A 20,247-nucleotide genomic window follows, 5' to 3' on the forward strand; every position below is an offset into this window, starting at 1 on the left:
GGGAGCGTTCTGTGTAGCGGCGGACGGGCAGCGCAGCAATCTGGGGACGTGCAAAAGCTTTCCGGTGCTCAATTGCCAGTCAAAATGCGCCGCCGCTCGCCGGCCGGGTTGGCGGGAGCGGCGGCGCCATGAGTGTACGGATCAGTTCAGGACAACCACCTGCCGCGCGACCGAACCCTTGTTGTCCAGAAGGTTCTGCATCGCCCCGGTGATGCCCTCAAGGCCGATGCGGTCGGAGATCAGGTCATCGAGGTGGAGCTTGCCCTGCTTGTAAAGGTCGATGAGGCGCGGGAAGTCCACCCGGAAACGGTTGGACCCCATCACGGCGCCCTGAATGCGTTTCTCGGTGACCAGCAGTTCGATACCGGGGATCTCGATGTTCACGCCGGGCTGGATCATGCCGATGACGGTGGCCACACCGCGCGGGCGGAGCATGTGGTAGGCCATCTCGGCGGTCTGCTTGGCGCCGACGCATTCGAAGGAATAGTGGACGCCGCCCTTGGTCAGCTCCTTCACCGCCTCAATGGCATTGACCTTGGACGGATTGACGACATCCGTTGCCCCGAAGCGGGTGGCGAGCTGGAGTTTCTGGTCCGACAGGTCGACCGCGATGATGCGGCTGGCCCCGGCGATGGCGGCGCCGTTGATGGCGGCGAGGCCAACCCCGCCGCAACCGATCACGGCAACCGTGGAGCCGGGCTCCACCTGGGCCGAATGGAAGACCGAGCCCACCCCGGTGATGACGCCGCAGCCGATCAGGCAGGCGCGGTCCATCGGCATGTCCTTGTCGATGGCGCACAGGGTGTTCTCATGCACCAGGATTTGTTCGGCGAAGGAGGAGAGGTTCAGGAACTGGCCGACCTTTTCCTTGCCGATGGAGAGGCGCGGATGTTCGGTGACGCTGCGCTGGAACAGCTCACGGTTCACCGTGTGGCAGACGGACATATGGCCGGTGAGGCAATACTCGCAGGTGCCGCAGAAAGGCGAGAGGATCGAGATCACATGGTCGCCCGGTTTGACGGCTGTGACCATCGAGCCGACCTGCTCGACCACGCCGGCGCTTTCATGGCCGAGGATCACGGGCAGCTCAGCGGGGAAGGCGCCGTCCCAGAAGTGAACGTCGGAGTGGCAAACGCCGATGGCCTTCAGGCGGACCAGCACTTCGCGCGGTCCCGGCTTGGAGATCGTCACGTCTTCAATCGACAACGGCGCTTTCGGCGCCCGCATCACGGCGGCTTTCATGGTCTGGTTTCCTCCCGGTCTTCTTGTTTGCGCCAAGTGTCGCGCAAGGCAGGCGTTTTGGCCAGAGTGACGCGAGGGGAGGGGATCAACCGGAAAGGCTTGCGGCCAGCGCGGTTACAGCGATGCGGGTGGCGTCATCGGCGGGGAAGAGCAGCTCCAGCCGCAGGTCGCGAATGGTGACGTCTTCGCTGGTGCCGAAATGGGCAATGGTGGAGAGGAAGCGCAGCGCGCCGGAGGGCGAAGCGAGGGTAAGCGGGACGATAGGGCTGCGCCGGGGCAGGCTATGAGACAGGGGATGGCGGAGCGCCGCTGCCTGAAGGCGCGCGGCGAGCCCGGCGAGCACCGGGTCATCTGCCGCTTCGAACGCTTCAAGCTGAATGCGGCTTTGCATCTCGGCGATCATTTCGGCCAGGTTGACGATCACGCCGCTGGCGGCAGCGTCACTGGTGAGCAGGTGGATGAGATTGGTTTCATCCGCGCTTCCCCCGGCTCGAAGCCCGGCCAGCAGCGCGGTGGCCACCGGGCTTGCTTCCAGCACATTCCAGTGCCGGTCGCAGAGCAGCGAGGGCCAGGGCGCGTGCCGGGCCATCATTTCGGAGAGGATCTGCCGGAACGGGCCAAGCGCTTCGGAGGTGAGCGGGGAGGCGGGATAGATGGCGGCATAGCCGGCGGCCTGAAGCAGGGCGTTCTGCGCGCTCAGCGGCAGGAGCAGGCCTTCGGCCAGCTGCAGCACCATCTCCCGGCTGGGATTGGCGCGGCCGGTTTCCAGGAAGGAAAGGTGCCGGGCAGAGATGTCACATGCCAGCGCAAGGTCGAGCTGGCTGAGCCGCCGAGCGGCGCGGAAGCGGCGCAGCTGGCCGGCAAAGCTTGCAGCATCGGGCAGGGGTGTTGGGGCGCGGTCCGGCATCGGCCTGTGATGCCACTGCCCGGAAACGGCGTCCATGACCTGCGAGGTAATTGCGGCGGCTACGCTCGCCGTCGCAATCTGGCGCCATCAAAAATGTCGTCAGGGAGCAGACAATGAACGGAGCATGGAAAAGCTGGATGGTAGCCTGGTGCGGCGGGGTGATCCTCTTTGGCGCGGTGCTGGCCGGCGGCGGCTTGCCCGCAACCGATGGCGCCGTGACCTTTCTCTACAACCTTCTGGGCGGGCTAGCCCCCGGCGCGCTGAACCTTGACGCGCCCGGCATGCGCTTTTCCGTCGCCCTGATGGGGGCGGTCACCCTCGGCTGGGGGCTGACGATCCTGCTGCTGCTGCCCGCGATCCACGCAGCGGGCGCGCCGGCCTGGCGCGGCCTGACCCTCGCGCTGGCCGTCTGGTATGTGATCGACGGCGCCTTGTCAGTGGCAACCGGTTTTGCGCTCAACATCGTGCCGAATACAGCGCTGGCCGTCGCCTATCTGGTGCCCGTCCTGGCCAGCGGCGCTCTGCGCCCCGCTCGCCGTTGAGGGGCGGGGCTTATTCGTCTGCCGGCGCCGGGATCAGGCCGATGGCGCGGCCCATGATGTGGAAGAGTTCGTTCTGCTCGATCACGCCGGAGACGAGGTTTGCGCCGGGGCCGGAGGCAAAGGCGGCAACGTCTTCCCCGCCATGGGTTTCCGAATAGAGGGGCACGAGGGATTGCTGGCGGAAGTCAGCGGCCATCGTGTCGACATTGGTGAGGTCGTAGCGCTTGCAGTCATAGACCGGCTTGCCCTCGGCATCGGTGCCGGTTTCGCGGCAGGCGCCGGGGCCGTTGGCGTAGGAGAGGGTGGTGTAGGGCATCCCGTCTGCGCCGAGCGATCCGCCTTCGGCCGATGTGCCTGCGGTGACGAGCCCGAGGATCGGATTGCCGCGCTGGGGATAGCCGTTGATCGTCAGCGTGTGGGAATGGTCAGCGGTGACGATGATAAGCGTATCTTCGCGGCTGGTCATCTCCAGCGCGGCGGCGACAGCTGCGTCAAAGGCGAGGGTATCTTCCAGCGCGCGGATGGCGTTGCCCGCATGGTGGGCATGGTCGATGCGGCCGCCTTCCACCATCATCACGAAACCGTCCGGGTTCTGAGAAAGGCGGGTGATGGCGGCGCGGGTCATTTCTTCCAGCGAAGGCTCGCCGGCCTTGTCCTGCTCGCGGTCGAGTTCGTATTGCATGTGGGAGGGCTCGAACAGGCCAAGCACTTTCACATCGGAGGTGAAGTCCGCCGCGTCAAAGCCGGCGCGGTCAACCATTGTCACGCGCGCGCCGCCTTTGGCGGCCCATTCTTCCATAAGATTGCGGCCATCGGCGCGGTCGCCGGTCTGGTCGGCATATTCCGGGTCCGGCGTTTCCTTCGGCAGGAATTTCGAGCGGCCGCCGCCGAGGATCACGTCAAAGTCGCTGGCGGCACCTTCGATAAGTTGGCGGGCAATGTCCTTGCAGGTGTCAGAAGAGGCCCCGCGCATGTCGCTGTCGGCTTCCCAGTTGCGGTGGGGCACCTTGGCATAGGTAGAGCCCGGCGTGGCATGGGTGATGCGGGCGGTAGAGATAACGCCGGTGGCCAGGCCAGAGCGCTGGGCGATCTCGAACAGCGTATCGGCTTCCGTGCCCGGCACGCTGGCGCAATTGCCGAAATTGGCGGCGCTGGAAACGCCCAGGAAACCGGATTTGGTTTTCAGGCCGGAGCTCATCGCGGTGGCGGTCGCTGCCGAGTCCGACACCTGATAGTCGTGGCTGTAGGTCTTCGAGAGCGCCGACCAGGGCAGGGTCTCCATCGCGAGGTGGAAGCTTTCCCCGTCCACGCCGGCAGACTGGCCGGCATAGATGCGCGCAGCCGTGATGGTGGAGATGCCCATGCCATCGCCAATGAAAAGGATCACATTCCTGGCCGGTTTGAGGCCGCGTTCGGCGATGCGGGTGTCGACGGTAGTGGCGGCGGATTTGTAGTAGCTGTCATCGGCCTGGATGGGCAGGATCGGCTTGTTTCCGGAAGAGGCGCGGGTGGAGGGCGCGGTGCTGGTGGCGACCGCAGCGGCGCAGGCGGCAGCCAGAGCAAGCGTGGAGACAAGGGCAACAACGGCGAGGCGCATGAGCGGCTCCTTCAGGCGATGATCACATTCCCCGCGCTTAGCCCAATCATGTGACAGTTGCGAGATGTTATGCCGGGCGCGGCGTTCTTTCGCGCTGCGCCAGCCAGACAGCGACCAGGATCGTGGCAGCGCCTGCCGCCTGCAGAGCGGTCAGCGGCTCATCAAACAGCTTCCATGCGATCGCCGCGGCGACCACGGGCTGGGCCAGAACGAGGATGCCGGCAACGGCCGTGTTGGTCCAGCCGAGCCCGGACACGATCAGGCCCTGACCCATGACATGCGCGACGAGGGCGAGGACCAGCGGCACGATGAAGCCATTTGCGGTCACCGGCAGAACGCGTTCACCCGCCAGGTTCACGATGATGAAAGCAACCACCGATTCCACCACGCTGAGCCAGAAGATGGCTTCGATGCCGCTGAGATTGCGGCGGCCAAGCTTGGAGAACATCATGTAGCCTGCGACGAAACAGGCTGCGCCGAGCGCAAAAAGATCGCCCTTGAGGCCGCCGGTGTGCAGCGCCTTGCCGCCAAGCGACAGGGCGGCGGCTCCGGCGATGGCAAGGCTGGCAGCAAAGAACCAGTGCATGCCCGGGCGCTCCTTCAGGAACAGCCAGGCGACCACGCCGACGCCGATATTGCCCAGATTGACGATGAAGGTGGCGTTGGAAACGCTCGTCATCGTCAGGGCCCAGTGCCACAGGGCAATGTCGATGGCGAAGAAGGTGCCCGCCAGGATGATGAACTTGTTGGGTGGCCGGGGCAGGCGGCGGTGGATCAGCAGCACCAGGCCGAACAGGATGGGCGTGGCAAAGATATAGCGCCACATGGCGATGGCCTGAGGGCCAAGTTCGTTGCCGAACTCCTGAATCCCGATGCGCAGGCCGATGGGCGCAAAGCCGATGGCAACGCCTCCGCCAAGCACCATAAGCGGGCCAAGCCAGCTGCGCGCGGGGGGCAGGGAACCGGAAGGGGGCGCGGCGGCCAGGGGAGTTTGTGTCATGCGGGCGCTGTCATGGCCCGAATATCTTCCGGCGTCATCCCCTCGGCGCGGTACTCGGCCAGACTTTTGTCAGCATTGCGCTTGGAAAGCTTCTTTCCGTCTGCGCCCAGAAGCAGCGGGTGGAAGCGGTAGACCGGTTGGGGCCAGCCCATCAGCGCCTGCAACATGGCGTGAATGGCGGTTACCGCGCGCAGATCTTCCCCCCGGACAACATGGCTGATGCTCTGCAAGGCGTCATCATGGCAGCAGGCGAGGTGGTAGCTGGCGGGAGTATCCTTGCGGGCGAGCACGACATCTCCGAAACGCGACGGGTCGGCAGGCACGCGCCTCACGCCTCCGGCGGTCTGTTCCTGGTAAGAGAGGGTCTCCCAGCGCGCGCCGAGGGCAGACCGCGCCGCTTCCAGAGACAGGCGCCAGGCGAAGGCCGCGTTATGGGAGAGGCGTTCGGCTTCATCAAACGGCGACAGCGGGCGGCTGACAAAGCCCGCCTCGTCCGGGTCCGCCCCGGCGGGCAGGCTGGCGGCAATTTCGCGCCGGGTGCGGAAGCAGCGATAGATAAGGCCGCGGGCCTGAAGTGTGTCCAGAGCGGCACGGTAGTCGGAAAAATGATCCGATTGCCGCCGCACCAGCCCTTCCCAGGAAAGACCCAGCCAGCAGAGGTCTTCCACAATGCCGGCTTCATATTCGGGCCGGCAGCGGGTTTGGTCGATGTCCTCAATTCTCAGGTAAACCCTGCCGCCTGCCTCGGCTGCAGCAGCCCAGACATTGAAAGCCGACACGGCATGCCCAAGATGAAGGCGGCCAGTGGGCGAGGGGGCAAATCGCGTGATATAGTCGGGCATCGGCGGCTTGTAGCGGTGTTTCCCTGTTGCAAGAAACTGGCAGGAAACGTATCGCCTTGAACCAGATGAGGTAAACTCTGATGTCGATCTCAGCGTGGGCGAAATCTGCAGAAACCTGGCTCATGACGCATGTGCCGGGCGCCGACTGGTTAATGCTGTTTGGCGCGGTCATGGCTGTTGTGACTGCCTTGCTGGTGCTGGTCTGGGTATTGCGGCTGGCAAACCGCGCCATCAATACGCTCTCGAATGAAGGCAAGGCCCGCGCCGCCCGCCTCAGCAAGGCGCCGGGTTTCCGCATCCTGATCGCCCCGCCCGTCAAGGACCGCCCTGCCGGCAAATGGTTGCAGGCGGCCCTGTCGCAATATCTGCCCACTTTCAGTTTTGGGGCGCCGTTCAGCCTGGTGGCGATGGGCCCGATCAAGGGCGGCCTTGAAAGCCGGTCGGTTGCCCGCGCCCGCAAGCGTATGGCCACCGCGGACGCTGACATGTTCCTCTGGGCCAGCCGCGCCGGGAATGGCGAGCGGGGGCTGGAACTGCATGGCCTCAGCCGTGGCGGCGGTCTCTCTCCGGCAGAAGCGCGCCTCTTTACCATTGCCCTGCCGGGCGCCCGCAAGGTTCGCGACGATGATCTCGCCCGCGCGGCCGCCTATCTGATTGCCAAGCAATTGCAACCTGCGCTGAGTGATCCGCAGGCCTTCCGGGCCGAGAAGATCCGCCAGCTTGCGAATGACCTGGACAGCCTGCTTGCTGGCGAGCCGCCGATTTCAGCCACGCTGCGGGCCGAGATCGAGGCAGATTTCTGCGCCTCCGGCGTGCGCGTGGCCGAGGAGCTGGGCGATGTGACGGCCCTCGACAAGGTGATCGTCATGCGCCGCAAGCATCTGGAAGCGGCCAGCGAGACGGCTGATACCGGCCGGGTGATCCAGGCGCGGCTGGAGCTGGGCCGCGCCCTGATCGTGCGGGCCGAGAAGCAGTTCGACCAGAACATCGTGCGCGAAGCGATCGCCCAGCTGTCTCAGGCGGTTGAGGGCCTGCGGGCAGACCCCATGATCCTGCGCGCCCAGTCAGCGTCTGACGCCCTGTTCAAGGCCCAGTCGATGATCGAGTCGCGCAAGCGTTTCTCGCTGAACTTCGGTTCCTGATCTGAAGCTTCAAAGGCGCAGGGTCAGGCCCTCTGGGGCAGGGGACAGCTAACGCCGGTGCCGCCGATGCCGCAATAACCGTTGGGGTTCTTCGCCAGATATTGCTGGTGATAGTCCTCGGCCAGATAGACCTTATCGAGCGGTTTGATCTCGCTGGTGACCTTTTCCCGGTGGCCGGCGGCGGCGAGCGCCTTTTCGTAGTCGGCGATCATCTCCCTGGCGGTCGCCTCCTGCTCGGGGGACAGAACGTAGATGGCCGAGCGGTATTGCGTGCCGATGTCATTGCCCTGGCGCATGCCCTGGGTGGGGTCGTGGCTTTCCAGGAAGAGTTTGACGAGGGCGGCAAAGCTGACCTCTTTGGGGTCGAACTGCACTTCCACGATCTCGGTATGCCCGGTGCGGCCGGAGCAGACTTCTTCATAGGTGGGGTTGGGCGTGATGCCGCCCGCATAGCCCACGCGGGTCAGCCAGACGCCGGGGGTTTTCCAGAAGATGCGCTCGGCGCCCCAGAAGCAGCCCAGCCCGAAGATGGCCGTTTCAAAGCCTTCGGGCGGCGCAGCCGTCAGCGGGCGGCCGAACACGAAATGCGTCTCCGCCGTGGGAATGGCGGCCGCGCGGCCCTTCAGGGCAGTTTCGGCAGTCGGCAGGTCGAGGTTTTTCTTCATGAAGAACATGGGCCGGGTTCCTTCTCTGGCCCCGGATATGGGGATTGATGCGTTTTCTGGCAATCACACGCTTGCGGGGCGGCGGGTCATCCGTTATCTGGCTCGCTTCCAGCTTACGGGCCGGAATGGAGAGGTGGCCGAGTGGTCGAAGGCGCACGCCTGGAAAGTGTGTAGACGGCAACGTCTCCAGGGTTCGAATCCCTGTCTCTCCGCCAGCCATTTTCCCACCCGGAGCAGAGGTCAGCTTTCCCGCCAGAACCCCCGCAGTGTGCGGGCTTTCGCGGCCGCTGCGCGTCTCCGATTCCAGGAACAGCCTTATACAGCCGCCGGATTCCGGCAAAGTCTCTGCGGGCGATTTGCAAGGGGTCAAGTTTGGCCGATTTCCCTGTTCCGGCCCGATTTACAGGGAATTCCAGAAAAAGATCAGGGAATCGCTGGATCGGGCCCTGTAGATCTAACTGAAATCATTGAAGAAAATTGGCAAATTCCCTACTCGCAGAACAGGGAATTTTTCCAGCCGTATCAGGGAATTCAAATCCCGGAACAGGGAACCGTTTCGCTGCTATCAGGCAGCGTCCTCGAACCCCAGAATCTGCCATTGCGCATCCCATTCAGACGGGATGTCCATCCGCATCAGACGCGAGAATGTCAGAGCCGCAGGCTGGCGGCCGTCCAGGATCGCTTCGACAATCGGAGGTGAGAGGAAGGCAAGGCGCATCCGCCGTGCGAGCTTTGCGGGCGGCCGGCCAACACGCTCGGCGATCACCGTGACCGGCGTTCCACTGCGGATTTCCTCCAGCCAGACATGGGCATCGGCGATCGCACGAACGAGCGTCTGATCAGGACAGGCAACATCAGATCCGAAGACGAGCTTCGACTCCACACCGCGGCGGCGGAGCTGGAAGGGAGCTTCGATGGTGAGGTGTTTGGGCGCGGTGATTTGGAAGTCTGCGCCAAGGAATTCCGCCAGCTCTTTCGCGTCCAGACGGATTGTCATCTGGCCTGGCGACACATCCACCCGCTCGATGACGCTGCACACATCGCTGCGGCCAATATCGGTGAGCCGCATGTCGATACGATCCATATCGGACCGTGATGGCCTGGCGACCATCTGCGCTGCCTTTGATCGCAGATGTTCCGTGGTCGCCCTGACCACGGCATCCTCGACCTGCCTTGCTGGCAGGCGCCATGCATCCGCGCAGTTCGGCTCACCCGCCAGCAGTCGCGCCGAGCTGTAATAGTGATACCGGCGGCCACCCTTCTGCGCATGTGTCGGTGTCAGGAAGTCGTCGGTCTCATCAAAGATCCGTCCGGTCAGCAGCGCGCCGGATTTCGATGGGCGGCGTGCCTTCTTCGGGGAGTTCCGGTCGAGCCGCCCCTGAACCGCGTCCCAGAGTTCCGGGTCGATGATCGCCTCATGCAGGCCGTCATGGATCTCCAGCTTGTGGCGGATGCGGCCGGTATAGACCGGGTTGCGCAGGATGAAGTTGATCTGTCCGCGGTTCAGCGACCTGCCACCGGTTGTCCTGCCATTGCTGAACGTCCGGCGTTTGGATGTGTAGCCGCGGGCAGCGACCTGCTGCTCCGCAAGCCGGAGGCAGCCAAGATCCCGGTAGAGCCGGAATATCTCCCGGACCCTCTCCGCTTCCAGCTCATTGATCACCAGCGTCCGCATCTTCGGATCGGGATGCTGGTCATAGCCAAGCGGCAGCAGGCCGCCCATCCAGTAGCCCTTTTTCTTGGACGCGGCGATCTTGTCCCGGATACGTTCGGCGGTGACCTCGCGCTCGAACTGGGCGAAGGAGAGCAGCACGTTGAGGGTGAGCCGGCCCATGCTCGTCGAGGTGTTGAACGACTGGGTGACGGAGACGAAGGAGCAGCTGGCCGCATCAAACCGTTCGACCAGCTTGGCGAAGTCGGCGAGCGATCGGGTCAGGCGGTCGATCTTGTAGACGACCACCAGATCGATCCTGCCGGCGGCAATGTCCGAGAGGAGGGCCTGGAGGGCAGGGCGGTCGAGGTTGCCGCCGGATAGTCCCCCATCATCATACCGGGCGGGGATCAGCTTCCAGCCTTCATGGCGCTGGCTGGCGATGTAGCTTTCGCAAGCCTCGCGCTGGGCATCGAGCGAGTTGAAGGTCTGGTCGAGGCCCTCATCGCTCGATTTGCGGGTGTAGATCGCGCAGCGGATTGTCCGGCGGTCGGTGGCGGTCATGCTGATGCCTTCAGGCCGAAGAAGCGGGGCCCGGACCACCTCGCGCCCGTGATCTCGCGCGCGATGGCCGACAGGGAGTTGTAGGTCCGACCGCGATATACGAACCCATCTTCCATGCGATCGACGACATGCGAGACCCCGTTCCATTCCCGCACCAGTCGGGCGTCGGACTTGAGACGGGTGTTGGGCGTCACCGCCCGGTCCTCGCTGGCGATGGCGCGAAGTTGTCTGCGAAGCCGGAGAGACAGGCCGCCGGTTCCGGCCGCCTGACGTTCGTAGGCGATAATGTGCGCGATCACCTCGCGACTTAGCGACCGGGGTGGATCAGTTCCCGCAAGCGCCACATAGTGTCGGATCAGATCCTTACGGGGCAGCGTCTGAAGATCAGCGATGCTCACTTCTTCGCTCCAGCGATTCTGTAACGGCACTGCCGCGAGCCTTCCGCCGGCTCCAGCTTTTCCAGCGCGATCCCGGCTTGCCTCATCCTGGTAAGCGCAGCCCGGGTTGTATGGTGCAGCCAGCCGAGCTTCGCGGACAGCTCCTCTACCGTGATGCCGGCGGGGCCGGAAACGAGCGTTCTGAGTTGTTCAGTTTTGGAGGCACTGGGCTTCGCGGGCGCCTTCGTGGACTTGGTTCTGGTCATCGGTTTGCCTTTCGGGTTTGCGGAAGCGGAGATGCTTCCACGACCTCAAGGCCCGGGGATCAGGCGGGCGTGCGCGGCGGTGGTCCGCGGCAGGAACACCAATGCTTGGAGTGAAGTAACAGTCCAGCATTTTTGGTCTGACAACGGATAATACTGAGCGACTCAGCGATGTTTTAGGCGGCCATTCGAGGGCGCCCTTGCCAGCAACCTCGTGCTGAATCCGTCCGGGGTTGTCAGGTAGAGTTCCTCGGCCATGCGAAGCGTGGGAGCTAAGGTGATAAGCACCAGTCGCAGCGCATTCGCGATCGCTGATGGACAGGGCTGAATACGAGTTGTCCCGAACCCAGAATCGGTGTTGAATTTTCTCCTTATGATAGATGAATCGCCGATGTTCTTTGCCCGATCAACGTCAGACGCGTCGCAGAGAGACTGGCAGCTCCTGTGGGAGCATCTTCTGGGAGCTTCAGAACGGGCGGGAGTGTTTGGGGAGACCATCGGCATCCGACGCGCCGCCGAACAGGCCGGGCTTCTTCACGACCTTGGAAAGTATTCGGCGGACTTCCAGAAGCGACTGACAGACCCCCGAGTGCGGGCTGAGCACAGCACAGCGGGTGCCTGGCTTGCCTGGAATGACACAACGCCGGGTACGCTGATCTTTCGCCAGCTGATCGCCTACGCCATCGCCGGACACCATGCCGGACTTGCCGATCGGATCGGCGAGCCCGCAGCCGGAGCGAGTCTTGAAGACCGAATACGGCGATTTGGTCCGGGTACGCTTGATCCGGCCTGGCGATCCGAAATCAATCCGGACTTTGAGGGGATCACACCTGCCATCAAGCCAAATCCTGATCCGTCCACCAGAGGCTTCCAGCTTGCACTCCTCGGACGAATGCTATTTTCATGTCTTATCGACGCTGACCGCAAGGATGCTGAGGCGTTTTGCGTCCGCACCGGTAGTCAGGATGCAGACAGAGGCTGGCTCGCGCTTCAAGACATACTTCCGACTGTCATTGCAGTCTTCGAGAGCCGTATCGCTGGCTTCCAGCAGGACACTCCCGTCAACGAACTGAGGGCCGAAATCCTCACGCACACACGCGCACAGGCCGGGCGCGGGCCGGGGCTTTACACGTTCACGGTTCCGACCGGTGGCGGCAAGACGCTGGCATCTCTTGGCTTCGCGCTTGATCATGCGCGGGCGCATGGGTTGCGCCGGATCATCTATGTAGCGCCGTTCACAGCCATTATCGATCAGACCGCTGCGATCTATCGCGACATTTTTGGTGAGGATGGCGTGCTGGAGCATCATTCAGCTGTCGATGAGGAGGGCGCCCGCCCGGCGGACGCAAGTGAGAATGAGAATATCCGCCGAGTTCAGCATGCGATGCAGGACTGGGTCGCGCCGGTTATCGTCACGACGAATGTTCAGTTGTTTGAAAGCCTATTTGCGGCGCTTCCGTCCAGATGCCGGAAACTGCACAGCATTGCGCACAGCGTGATCATTCTGGATGAAGCGCAGACCCTGCCGCGCCATCTGCTCGCGCCGTGCATGCGTGCGATCGACGAACTGACGCGCAATTATGGCTGCACAATCATCCTGTGTACGGCGACACAGCCTGCGCTCGACGTCCGGAATTTTCCGAAGCCCAAATCGGAAAAGCAGATGCAGCTGGGATTGGAGCTTGAGGGGCGGGAACTCGCTCCCGATCCAGCCCGGCTCGGGTGTGCGCTCCGCCGTGTCACGCTCCAGTTCGATGGCGACCGGACGAATGGTGACCTTATCAAGGAGCTTCGCGATCGCGATCAGGGTCTGATCATCGTCAATTCCCGCAAGCATGCGCTGGCGCTGTATCGGGAGGCTGTCTCGGCGGGGCTTGATGGCCTCGTTCACCTCTCAACGCGGCAGTGCGGGCTGGATCGCAAGGCGATCCTGACTCGGGTCAGGTCGTGTCTCAGTGAGACACTACCCTGCCGTGTGATCGCAACATCGCTGGTGGAAGCGGGTGTCGATCTTGATTTCCCGCGTGTCTGGCGCGCGGCGGCGGGTCTCGACCAGATCGCGCAGGCAGCGGGCCGCTGCAATCGGGAGGGTAGGCGCGCTCCAGGGGACAGTGTCGTTTCCGTATTCGAGGCGCCGGACTTTCCTCCACCACCCGAGATCAGGAATCTCACTGGTGACCTGTCCCGCATTCTCAGCAAGCACCCTGACCTCTTTTCGCCTGAAGCGATGGAGGACTATTTCGGCGAGGTCTACTGGCGTGTCGGCCCGGAGGGGCTCGACCGGGAAGGCATTCTTGACATGCTTGGCCCTGTGGACCGCAGCGGCGTGCACTTTGCTTACCGCACGGCCGCGGAGAAATTCCGTATGATCGAAAGCGGCATGGTGCCGGTGATCATCGAGCGCGATGATAAGTCGGCCGAAGCGATCAGGCTGCTCGGGGTCGAAGCCATATCTTCCGGCAGGCTCGCGCGCGATCTCCAGCCATACATTGTGCAGGTTCCGCCCCGTGCCCGCGCCCGCCTTGTCTCCAATGGGCGCGCCGGCTTCGCACATCCTGCCCTTCGCGGCGATCAGTTTTGCGTCCTGACGGACTCAGGCCTCTATACAGCGGAGACGGGTCTGCTCTGGGAGGATGCGGATTTCCTTTCAACCGAAAGCCTGATGTGGAGCTGAGATCGACATGACATACGGTGTGAAACTGCTCGTGTCAGGCCCGAGGGCCTGTTTCACGCGGCCGGAAATGAAGGTCGAACGCGTATCTTATGACGTGATGACGCCTTCCGCCGCGCGCGGCATCCTCGAGGCGATCCACTGGAAGCCGGCGATCAGCTGGGTCGTCGACGCAATCCACGTTTTGAAGCCGATCCGGTTTCAGTCTCTCCGGCGCAACGAAGTTGGCTCCAAGGCGCCTGCCGGTTCAGTGAAGCAGGCGATGAATCGTGGCAACCTTGAGGGCCTCCAACTGATCGCCGACGAAGACCGCCAGCAGCGCGCGGCCACGATCCTGACTGATGTGGCCTATGTCATCGCGGCACATTTCGTCATGACGCCCAGGGCTGGTCCGGATGACAATGAAGGCAAGCACCTCGACACGTTCAACCGCCGCGCCGTGCGGGGGCAGTGTTTTCACCAGCCCTGCCTTGGCACGCGGGAGTTCGATGCGCGGTTTGAGCTGTTGGATTCCTCTGCGCCCCTGCCGCAGGCGGAGCCCACGCATCGCACGCCCGAGCTTGGGTTCGGCGTGCCACGCGATCTGGGCATAATGCTGTGGGATATCGCCCATCAGGAGAAGGGCAAGCCGTCCATGTTTTTCCGTGCCCGGCTGGAAGATGGCGTAATGCGTGTGCCGCAGCCGGGCTCCGCGGAGGTGTTGAAATGACAATCCTTGCTTCGCTCGCCCGTGCTTATGAGCGCCTGCCGGACGCGCCTCCATTCGGGTATGCGACCGAGAAGATTGGCTTCTGCGTCATTCTGACGCCCAACGGCGACGTAGCTCACGTCGTCGACCACCGCTCTATAGATGGGAAGCGCAATCCTGAATCCATGATTGTACCCGCTTGCCCGAAGAGGTCAGGGCAGACTCCGCGTCCGAATTTTTTGTGGGACAACATCAATTATTCGCTCGGCGCCGGAAAGCTCTCCGACAAGAACGACAAGCGGTTTGATGCCTTCCGCGACAAGCACCTGGCCTATCTATCCGATCTGAAAGACTCTGAGATCGAAGCCTTCTGTGCCTTTTTGCGCAAATGGGATCCGCCTGATGTGCTTCGACACTTCCCAGCTGGCGACCTGCCAACGAGCGGAATCGTGTTCGCCTCTTCCGGCAGCTATCGGGATCACTTCCTGCACCAAAACCCCGCTGCCAGGTCGGTCTGGGAACGCGTGAGGCTCTCGTGGGTTACCGTTGAGGGTAAGAGCGCGGCACCCGCGATTTGTCTGGTGAGCGGCGCTTCTTCAGAAATTGCCCGCACTCACCCGCCGATCAAGGGTATGTCCGGTTTTGGCGGGAAGAGTGAAATGGCGCTTGTCTCCTTCAACGACGATTCCTACGAATCCTATGGCCACTCACAGGGCGACAATGCTCCCGTCTCGGAAGCCGCTGCGTTTGCCTACACGACTGCGCTGAACACCTTCCTCGCGAAGGGCAGCCGGAATCGCATCCAGATCGGCGATGCCTCCACGGTCTTCTGGGCGGATGCGTCGGATGCGGAGACGGCAGAAGCGGCTGTCGAGACATATGGCGGCTGGTTCGACACTTCGATTGACGAAGGGATTCAGTCCGAAAGGGTCCGCGCCGTGCTGGAAGGCCTGCGTAAGGGCCGCCCATTGGGAGAACTCGACCCGCAGCTTGAAGCCGGAGTTCGTTTCTACGTCCTTGGCCTCGCGCCGAATGCGGCGCGGATTTCGATCCGCTTCTGGTTTGAGAGCGACTTTGCGGACCTTGCACGGAATTACCAGCGCTTCACGGCGGACATGGATATCGAGCCACCGCCGAGAAATCCGTTTCCGCCCATCTGGCAGTACCTAGTTGAAACAGCCGTCCTGAAGAAGCGCGAAAACGTACCTCCCTATCTCGCTGGGGAATGGATGCGCGCAATCCTGACCGGCAACCGCTATCCGCTCACTTTGCTCACCACCGTGCTGATGCGCATCCGCGCCGACGGAGAGGTCAATGCGCTCCGCGCGGCCTTGCTCAAGGCCGTTCTCACCCGGAACTTTGAACGAAAGGACACACCCGTGGCACTGGACCCGGACTTCAAGGACAAAGGCTACCTTCTGGGACGCCTGTTCGCCGTCTATGAACGCATACAGGAAGCCGCGCTCGGACGCAGCGTGAATGCGACGATCAAGGACAAGTTCTATGGCTCGGCATCGGCGCAGCCGCGAAAGGTATTCTCCGCCATCGACCGAAATTCGGCCAATCACCTGTCAAAGGTAGCCAAACAGGCACCCGGTTACAAAGTGACGCTTGAGCGTACCCTGTCCGACATCATGGGGAGCCTCAGCCCGGCCGATGATCCATTTCCAGCTTCGCTGTCTGCGCAGGAACAGGCCCTGTTCGGCCTCGGTTACTACCACCAGAGAAGCGCATTCTTCCAATCAAGTGACAAGGACGCATCGGAGACCGCTCAATGACCACCATCACCAACCGCTACGATTTCGTGCTCCTGTTCGACGTCACCAATGGAAATCCGAACGGTGATCCCGACGCTGGAAATCTGCCGCGCCTTGATCCGGAGACCAATCATGGCCTCGTTTCGGATGTCTGCCTGAAGCGTAAGGTAAGGAACTATGTCGAGCTCGCACATGCCGGTGCAGACGGGCGCCACATCTACGTCCAGGACGGCTCGATCCTCAACGATAGGCACCGTATGGGTTATCGGGCGATCCGTCCGGGCGACGACAAGGTCGATAAGGACGCAAAGCTCAATCCGAAAGACGATACGGAGGCGGACAAGCTCCGTGGCTGGATGTGCGCCAATTTCTATGACGTTCGTTCGTTCGGGGCTGTCATGTCGACGGGCGTTAACTGCGGACAGGTGCGCGGACCTGTGCAGATGACCTTTGCCTCATCCATTGAGCCCATCGTACCTTCCGAAGTCTCGATTACCCGCATGGCGGCCACTAACGAGAAGGAAAAGAAGGAGCGTCAGGAGGGCGATGATGGCGACGCCCGCAGCGACAACCGCACCATGGGCCGCAAGCACATCGTGCCTTACGGTCTCTACCGGGCGCATGGCTTCATTTCGGCCAAGCTCGCTGAGCGCACCGGCTTTTGCGATGACGATCTTGGCCTTCTGATGGAAGCGCTGGAGAATATGTTTGAGCATGACCGATCCGCCGCGCGCGGCGAGATGGCAACGCGCAAGCTGATCGTATTCAAGCATGACAGTGCGCTGGGCAATGCAAAGGCGCACGACCTGTTCGACCGTGTCCATGTCGGGCGCAATGTTGGCGGGGAGTTCCGTAACCCGGATGATGCAGGGCTCGGCAATCTGCCGCCTGCACGGAAGTATGCGGACTATCTGGTGCAGATTCACCGCGAAGGCATGCCCGAGGGTGTCGAGATCATCGAGCGGCTGTGATTGTGGGCATAGGTTCGCCTTCTCCCGAAGCCGGCGCACTTGCCGGCAGCGAGGCAGATGGCGAGCCCATTCCCATCTCCGCAATCCAGCACGCAGTCTATTGCCTGCGGCAAGCCGCCCTGATCCATCTGGAGCGGCTCTGGGCGGAAAACCGCCTGACCGCCGAAGGGCATGTCCTGCATCTGGCCTCAGACGAAGCTGGAAGCCGGAAGGTCAGGGGTGTCAGACGTGTGTCTGCCCTGCACCTGGCGTCCCGCCGTCTCGGCATCGCCGGTGTGGCAGACCTCGTAGAGTTTCGCGCGGCGCCTGACGGCCGCGAGACGCCCTATCCCGTCGAGATCAAGCGCGGCAGGCCCAAGCTGTACAGGGCAGATGAAGCCCAGCTTTGCGCGCAGGCGCTGTGCCTGGAGGAGATGACGGGTCGCCCCGTGCCGGAAGGCGCGCTTTTCTACGCCGAGACGCGGCGGCGGACGGTTGTGCCTTTTGATGCTGAACTCCGGACTCTGACAGAAGGCACGATCTGCAAACTCCAGGAAGTCTTTGCGAGTGCGCGGACGCCGCCCGCCGTCTATAGCGCTGCGCTCTGCCGCGCCTGTTCCCTCAGCGCGCTTTGCCGTCCGAGGCTGGTGGCAAAATCCGCCCTCGGATGGCGCGCGCGTGCACTGGCGGCGGCGCTGGGTGGGGAAAGCGGCGGTGAGGGGGGTGCATGAAGAAACTGCTGAATACCCTGTATGTCACCACGGAATGGGCGAGCCTGCACAAAGAAGGCGAGAATGTCGTTGCGCGCATCGATGACGAGCCGGACCGCCGGGCCCCGCTTCATCTGCTCTCCTCGATCGTCACTTTCGGCTCAATTTCCATATCGCCCGCTCTTATCGGCGCTTGTGCGGGCGCGGGCATATCTATCGCGCTGCTCGACCGCGTTGGCCGGTTTCAGGCACGGATCGAAGGCCCCTCGGCTGGAAATGTGCTGCTGCGTCGCGCGCAGTATCGCGCCGCGGAATCGGAAGCAGGTGTCGAGATCGTCCGAAGCATCCTGCTCGGAAAGCTTGCCAATCAGAGAGGTGTGTTGTTGCGCGCATTGCGCGATCATGGCGGCAGTATGCAGACTGAGGCACGCGACGCGGTTGCTGCAGCGGCCCGCCGGCTGGAACTCATGCTGCGGGGCGCGATCCTTCAGGCTACGTGCATTGACACCCTTCGCGGCCATGAGGGCGACGCAAGCCGGCTGTATTTCAGCGTTTTCAACAAGCTGATCCGCTCGCCGGATGGTGAGATGACATTCAAAGGACGGTCGAGACGCCCGCCGCTCGACCCGGTCAATGCGCTGCTGTCATTTCTGTATGTGTTACTGACGCATGATTGCCGCAGCGCGCTGGAAGGTGTTGGGCTGGATCCTGCAGTTGGGTTTCTGCACCGGGATCGGCCGGGCCGGCCTAGCCTCGCCCTTGACCTCGTGGAAGAATTGCGCCCGGCGCTCGCAGACCGGCTTGCCCTGTCGCTTATCAACCGTCGGCAGCTGCGGGCAAGCGACTTCACGACAAGCGACAGCGGAGCTGTCTTTCTATCCGATGACGCTCGCAAGACAGTCCTGACTGCCTGGCAGGAACGCAAACGGGAGGAGCGATTGCACGATTTTGTCGGGGAACGCGCGCCGATCGGTTTGATGCCGCACCTGCAGGCGCTTCTCCTCGCGCGACACCTGCGCGGCGATATTGACGGCTACCCACCCCTGTTCTGGAAATGAGGCTGTGTCATGATGGTGCTGGTAACCTATGATGTGCGTAGTTCGACGCCGGGGGGCGCACGGCGGCTGAGGCGGATCGCAAAGTCATGCCAGGACTTCGGGCAGCGGGTGCAGTATTCGGTGTTTGAGATCGAGGTGGATCCTCACCAATGGGTCCGGCTGAAAACCAGACTGGAGGCGCAAATTGATTCGGCAGAGGACAGTCTGCGGTATTACTATCTCGGATCAAACTGGGAGCGGCGCGTCGAGCATGTCGGGGCCAAGCCCGCGCAGGATTTGAATGGTCCGCTGATCTTCTGACTACCATTTAATGGGAGTGGCGCGAACCATAAGCGTGCCGCATTCGGCCGGCAGGTTCGCGCTTGGTTCAACCTGCTGAAAACTAGCGGAAAGTTATGAGATTCACGGCGTTCTGCCGCGGCGAATGCCGGCAAAGCGACGCGGTTCGCGCACGACTTGGCTATTGTTGTTTGTTTTCTTGGAGGTAATGTTGATTTCTGCTGAGAACTGACCCGGGATTTCCATCGAGAACTGACCCGCCTTTTCACTATCTTTCGGGTTTCATTTCCGGGTCAAGATGATGCCTTCTCCTTTTTCGATTTCGGTTTCTGCGCCGAGCTGTTCTTGAACCGGAAGCTATCATTCCCGGTTTCGAGGATGTGGCAGTGATGGGTGAGGCGATCGAGCAGCGCGGTTGTCATTTTCGCATCGCCGAACACGCTGGCCCACTCGCTGAAGCTCAGATTGGTCGTGATGACGACGCTGGTGCGCTCGTAGAGTTTGCTCAGCAGATGGAACAGGAGCGCGCCGCCTGATGCGCTGAACGGCAGGTAGCCAAGCTCGTCGAGGATTACGAGATCGGAGTGGATCAGACGGTTCGCGATCTGACCGGTTCGCCCTTGAGCCTTTTCCTGCTCGAGTGCGTTGACCAGCTCGACGGTTGAGAAGAACCGGACACGGCGTCGATAGTGCTCGATCGCATGTACGCCGAGCGCCGTTGCGATATGCGTCTTGCCGGTGCCCGGACCGCCGACCAGGACGATATTGTCGGCCACATCGATAAAGTCACAGCGATGAAGCTGGCGGACGAGGGCTTCATTGATTTCGCTGCTGGCAAAGTCGAAGCCCGCAAGGTCGCGGTAAGCGGGGAACCGGGCGCTCTTAAGCTGGTAGGCCACAGACCGCACTTCCCGTTCTGCGGTTTCGGCTTTCAGGAGCTGGGACAGCATCGGGATTGCCGACTCGAACGCGGGCGAGCCCTGAGCCATGAGATCAGTGACGGCCTGCGCCATCCCGTGCATCTTCAGGCCGCGCAACATGACGACGATCGCGCCGCTTGCTGGGTCATGACGCATGACGGGTCTCCCCGGCTGCACGCAACGTGTCGTAGCGATCAACATTGGCCTGTGGCTCACTGGCCAGGCGCAACGCCTGCGGCGCCGTCACAGGCGGTGTACTGATGGGTTTGCCATCGACCAGCCGGTGCAGCAGGTTCAGGATATGGGTCTTGGTCGCAACGCCTGCTTCCAGCGCCATCGACACGGCCGTCAGAACCGCGTCCTCATCGTGCTGCAACACCAGCGCCAGGATCTCGACCATTTCCCGGTCACCGCCCGGCGTA

General features: G+C 62.6%; 19 protein-coding genes, 1 tRNA gene and 1 pseudogene. 10 read left to right on the forward strand and 11 right to left on the reverse strand.

Features of this window, described 5'->3' with window-relative positions; translation table 11 throughout:
- Nucleotides 1-141: 141 nt before the first annotated feature.
- Nucleotides 142-1,242, reverse strand: coding sequence for a Zn-dependent alcohol dehydrogenase (locus HPO_RS09400; protein WP_035597512.1), 1,101 nt, complete (start codon nt 1,240-1,242; stop codon nt 142-144).
- Nucleotides 1,243-1,327: 85 nt separating this feature from the next.
- The gene (locus tag HPO_RS09405; RefSeq protein ID WP_051612486.1) at nt 1,328-2,149 is read right to left on the reverse strand and encodes a helix-turn-helix domain-containing protein; all 822 of its coding nucleotides are present in this window, start codon (nt 2,147-2,149) and stop codon (nt 1,328-1,330) included.
- 113 nt (nt 2,150-2,262) lie between these two features.
- Here HPO_RS09405 and HPO_RS09410 point away from each other — a divergent pair, with 113 nt between their 5' ends.
- Nucleotides 2,263-2,691 (forward strand): hypothetical protein, encoded by a 429-nt coding sequence (locus HPO_RS09410; protein ID WP_157532753.1) that lies wholly within the window; start codon nt 2,263-2,265, stop codon nt 2,689-2,691.
- Between the two features lie 10 nt (nt 2,692-2,701).
- Here the strand turns inward: HPO_RS09410 and HPO_RS09415 are convergent, their stop codons facing one another.
- From HPO_RS09415 to gluQRS, 3 genes are all read right to left on the reverse strand, one after another.
- A complete protein-coding gene (locus tag HPO_RS09415) occupies nt 2,702-4,288 on the reverse strand; it encodes an alkaline phosphatase family protein (protein ID WP_035597521.1) in 1,587 nt (528 codons plus the stop codon).
- Nucleotides 4,289-4,355: 67 nt separating this feature from the next.
- Nucleotides 4,356-5,288, reverse strand: coding sequence for a DMT family transporter (locus HPO_RS09420; protein ID WP_035597524.1), 933 nt, complete (start codon nt 5,286-5,288; stop codon nt 4,356-4,358).
- Complete coding sequence (gene gluQRS, locus HPO_RS09425) at nt 5,285-6,130, reverse strand: tRNA glutamyl-Q(34) synthetase GluQRS (RefSeq protein ID WP_035597527.1); 846 nt, start codon at nt 6,128-6,130, stop codon at nt 5,285-5,287. The genes HPO_RS09420 and gluQRS overlap by 4 nt, the downstream gene beginning before the upstream one ends.
- A gap of 80 nt (nt 6,131-6,210) precedes the next feature.
- Here gluQRS and HPO_RS09430 point away from each other — a divergent pair, with 80 nt between their 5' ends.
- The gene (locus HPO_RS09430; RefSeq protein WP_035597530.1) at nt 6,211-7,272 is read left to right on the forward strand and encodes a hypothetical protein; all 1,062 of its coding nucleotides are present in this window, start codon (nt 6,211-6,213) and stop codon (nt 7,270-7,272) included.
- Between the two features lie 23 nt (nt 7,273-7,295).
- On the opposite strand, the gene msrA is transcribed toward HPO_RS09430, so the two are convergent.
- The gene (gene msrA / locus HPO_RS09435) at nt 7,296-7,946 is read right to left on the reverse strand and encodes a peptide-methionine (S)-S-oxide reductase MsrA (protein WP_035597533.1); all 651 of its coding nucleotides are present in this window, start codon (nt 7,944-7,946) and stop codon (nt 7,296-7,298) included.
- 118 nt (nt 7,947-8,064) lie between these two features.
- Between msrA and HPO_RS09440 the strand changes: the two genes are divergently transcribed.
- Nucleotides 8,065-8,152: transfer RNA gene (locus tag HPO_RS09440), tRNA-Ser, on the forward strand.
- Nucleotides 8,153-8,502: 350 nt separating this feature from the next.
- Here HPO_RS09440 and HPO_RS09445 read toward each other — a convergent pair.
- The 3 genes from HPO_RS09445 to HPO_RS09455 are packed head-to-tail and all read right to left on the reverse strand — an operon-like array spanning nt 8,503 to nt 10,795.
- Nucleotides 8,503-10,152, reverse strand: coding sequence for a recombinase family protein (locus tag HPO_RS09445; RefSeq protein WP_035597536.1), 1,650 nt, complete (start codon nt 10,150-10,152; stop codon nt 8,503-8,505).
- On the reverse strand, nt 10,149-10,580 hold the full coding sequence (locus tag HPO_RS09450; protein WP_241767893.1) for a DUF2924 domain-containing protein: 432 nt from the start codon (nt 10,578-10,580) through the stop codon (nt 10,149-10,151). Before HPO_RS09450 ends, HPO_RS09445 begins: the two co-directional genes overlap by 4 nt.
- Nucleotides 10,547-10,795: a DUF3489 domain-containing protein gene (locus HPO_RS09455; RefSeq protein WP_035597542.1), complete on the reverse strand. Its 249-nt coding sequence runs from the start codon at nt 10,793-10,795 to the stop codon at nt 10,547-10,549. The genes HPO_RS09450 and HPO_RS09455 overlap by 34 nt, the downstream gene beginning before the upstream one ends.
- Before the next feature lie 370 nt (nt 10,796-11,165).
- Between HPO_RS09455 and HPO_RS09460 the strand changes: the two genes are divergently transcribed.
- The 7 genes from HPO_RS09460 to cas2 are packed head-to-tail and all read left to right on the forward strand — an operon-like array spanning nt 11,166 to nt 18,926.
- Nucleotides 11,166-13,466, forward strand: a complete 2,301-nt coding sequence (locus tag HPO_RS09460) for a CRISPR-associated endonuclease Cas3'' (RefSeq protein WP_206742145.1) — start codon at nt 11,166-11,168, stop codon at nt 13,464-13,466.
- Nucleotides 13,467-13,473: 7 nt separating this feature from the next.
- Entirely contained in the window at nt 13,474-14,172 is a 699-nt protein-coding gene (cas5c, locus tag HPO_RS09465) for a type I-C CRISPR-associated protein Cas5c (protein ID WP_035597544.1), read from the forward strand.
- Nucleotides 14,169-15,929 carry a type I-C CRISPR-associated protein Cas8c/Csd1 gene (gene cas8c, locus HPO_RS09470; RefSeq protein WP_035597547.1) on the forward strand — a complete coding sequence of 587 codons (1,761 nt, stop codon included), beginning with the start codon at nt 14,169-14,171 and terminating at the stop codon, nt 15,927-15,929. Before cas5c ends, cas8c begins: the two co-directional genes overlap by 4 nt.
- Nucleotides 15,926-16,879, forward strand: a complete 954-nt coding sequence (gene cas7c, locus HPO_RS09475; RefSeq protein WP_035597550.1) for a type I-C CRISPR-associated protein Cas7/Csd2 — start codon at nt 15,926-15,928, stop codon at nt 16,877-16,879. Before cas8c ends, cas7c begins: the two co-directional genes overlap by 4 nt.
- An 8-nt stretch (nt 16,880-16,887) precedes the next feature.
- A complete protein-coding gene (cas4, locus tag HPO_RS09480; RefSeq protein WP_051612490.1) occupies nt 16,888-17,589 on the forward strand; it encodes a CRISPR-associated protein Cas4 in 702 nt (233 codons plus the stop codon).
- On the forward strand, nt 17,586-18,626 hold the full coding sequence (cas1c, locus tag HPO_RS09485) for a type I-C CRISPR-associated endonuclease Cas1c (protein ID WP_035597553.1): 1,041 nt from the start codon (nt 17,586-17,588) through the stop codon (nt 18,624-18,626). The genes cas4 and cas1c overlap by 4 nt, the downstream gene beginning before the upstream one ends.
- Before the next feature lie 9 nt (nt 18,627-18,635).
- A complete protein-coding gene (gene cas2, locus HPO_RS09490; RefSeq protein ID WP_035597555.1) occupies nt 18,636-18,926 on the forward strand; it encodes a CRISPR-associated endonuclease Cas2 in 291 nt (96 codons plus the stop codon).
- Nucleotides 18,927-19,198: 272 nt separating this feature from the next.
- On the opposite strand, the gene istB is transcribed toward cas2, so the two are convergent.
- Together istB and HPO_RS09500 are read right to left on the reverse strand one after the other, a co-directional pair.
- A complete protein-coding gene (gene istB, locus HPO_RS09495; protein WP_035597557.1) occupies nt 19,199-19,981 on the reverse strand; it encodes an IS21-like element helper ATPase IstB in 783 nt (260 codons plus the stop codon).
- Nucleotides 19,971-20,247: pseudogene (locus tag HPO_RS09500) on the reverse strand (IS21 family transposase); the annotation flags it as partial. The gene istB and the pseudogene HPO_RS09500, both read right to left, overlap by 11 nt.

Origin of the sequence: Hyphomonas polymorpha PS728, assembly GCF_000685315.1 — a bacterium.
GTDB lineage: Bacteria > Pseudomonadota > Alphaproteobacteria > Caulobacterales > Hyphomonadaceae > Hyphomonas > Hyphomonas polymorpha.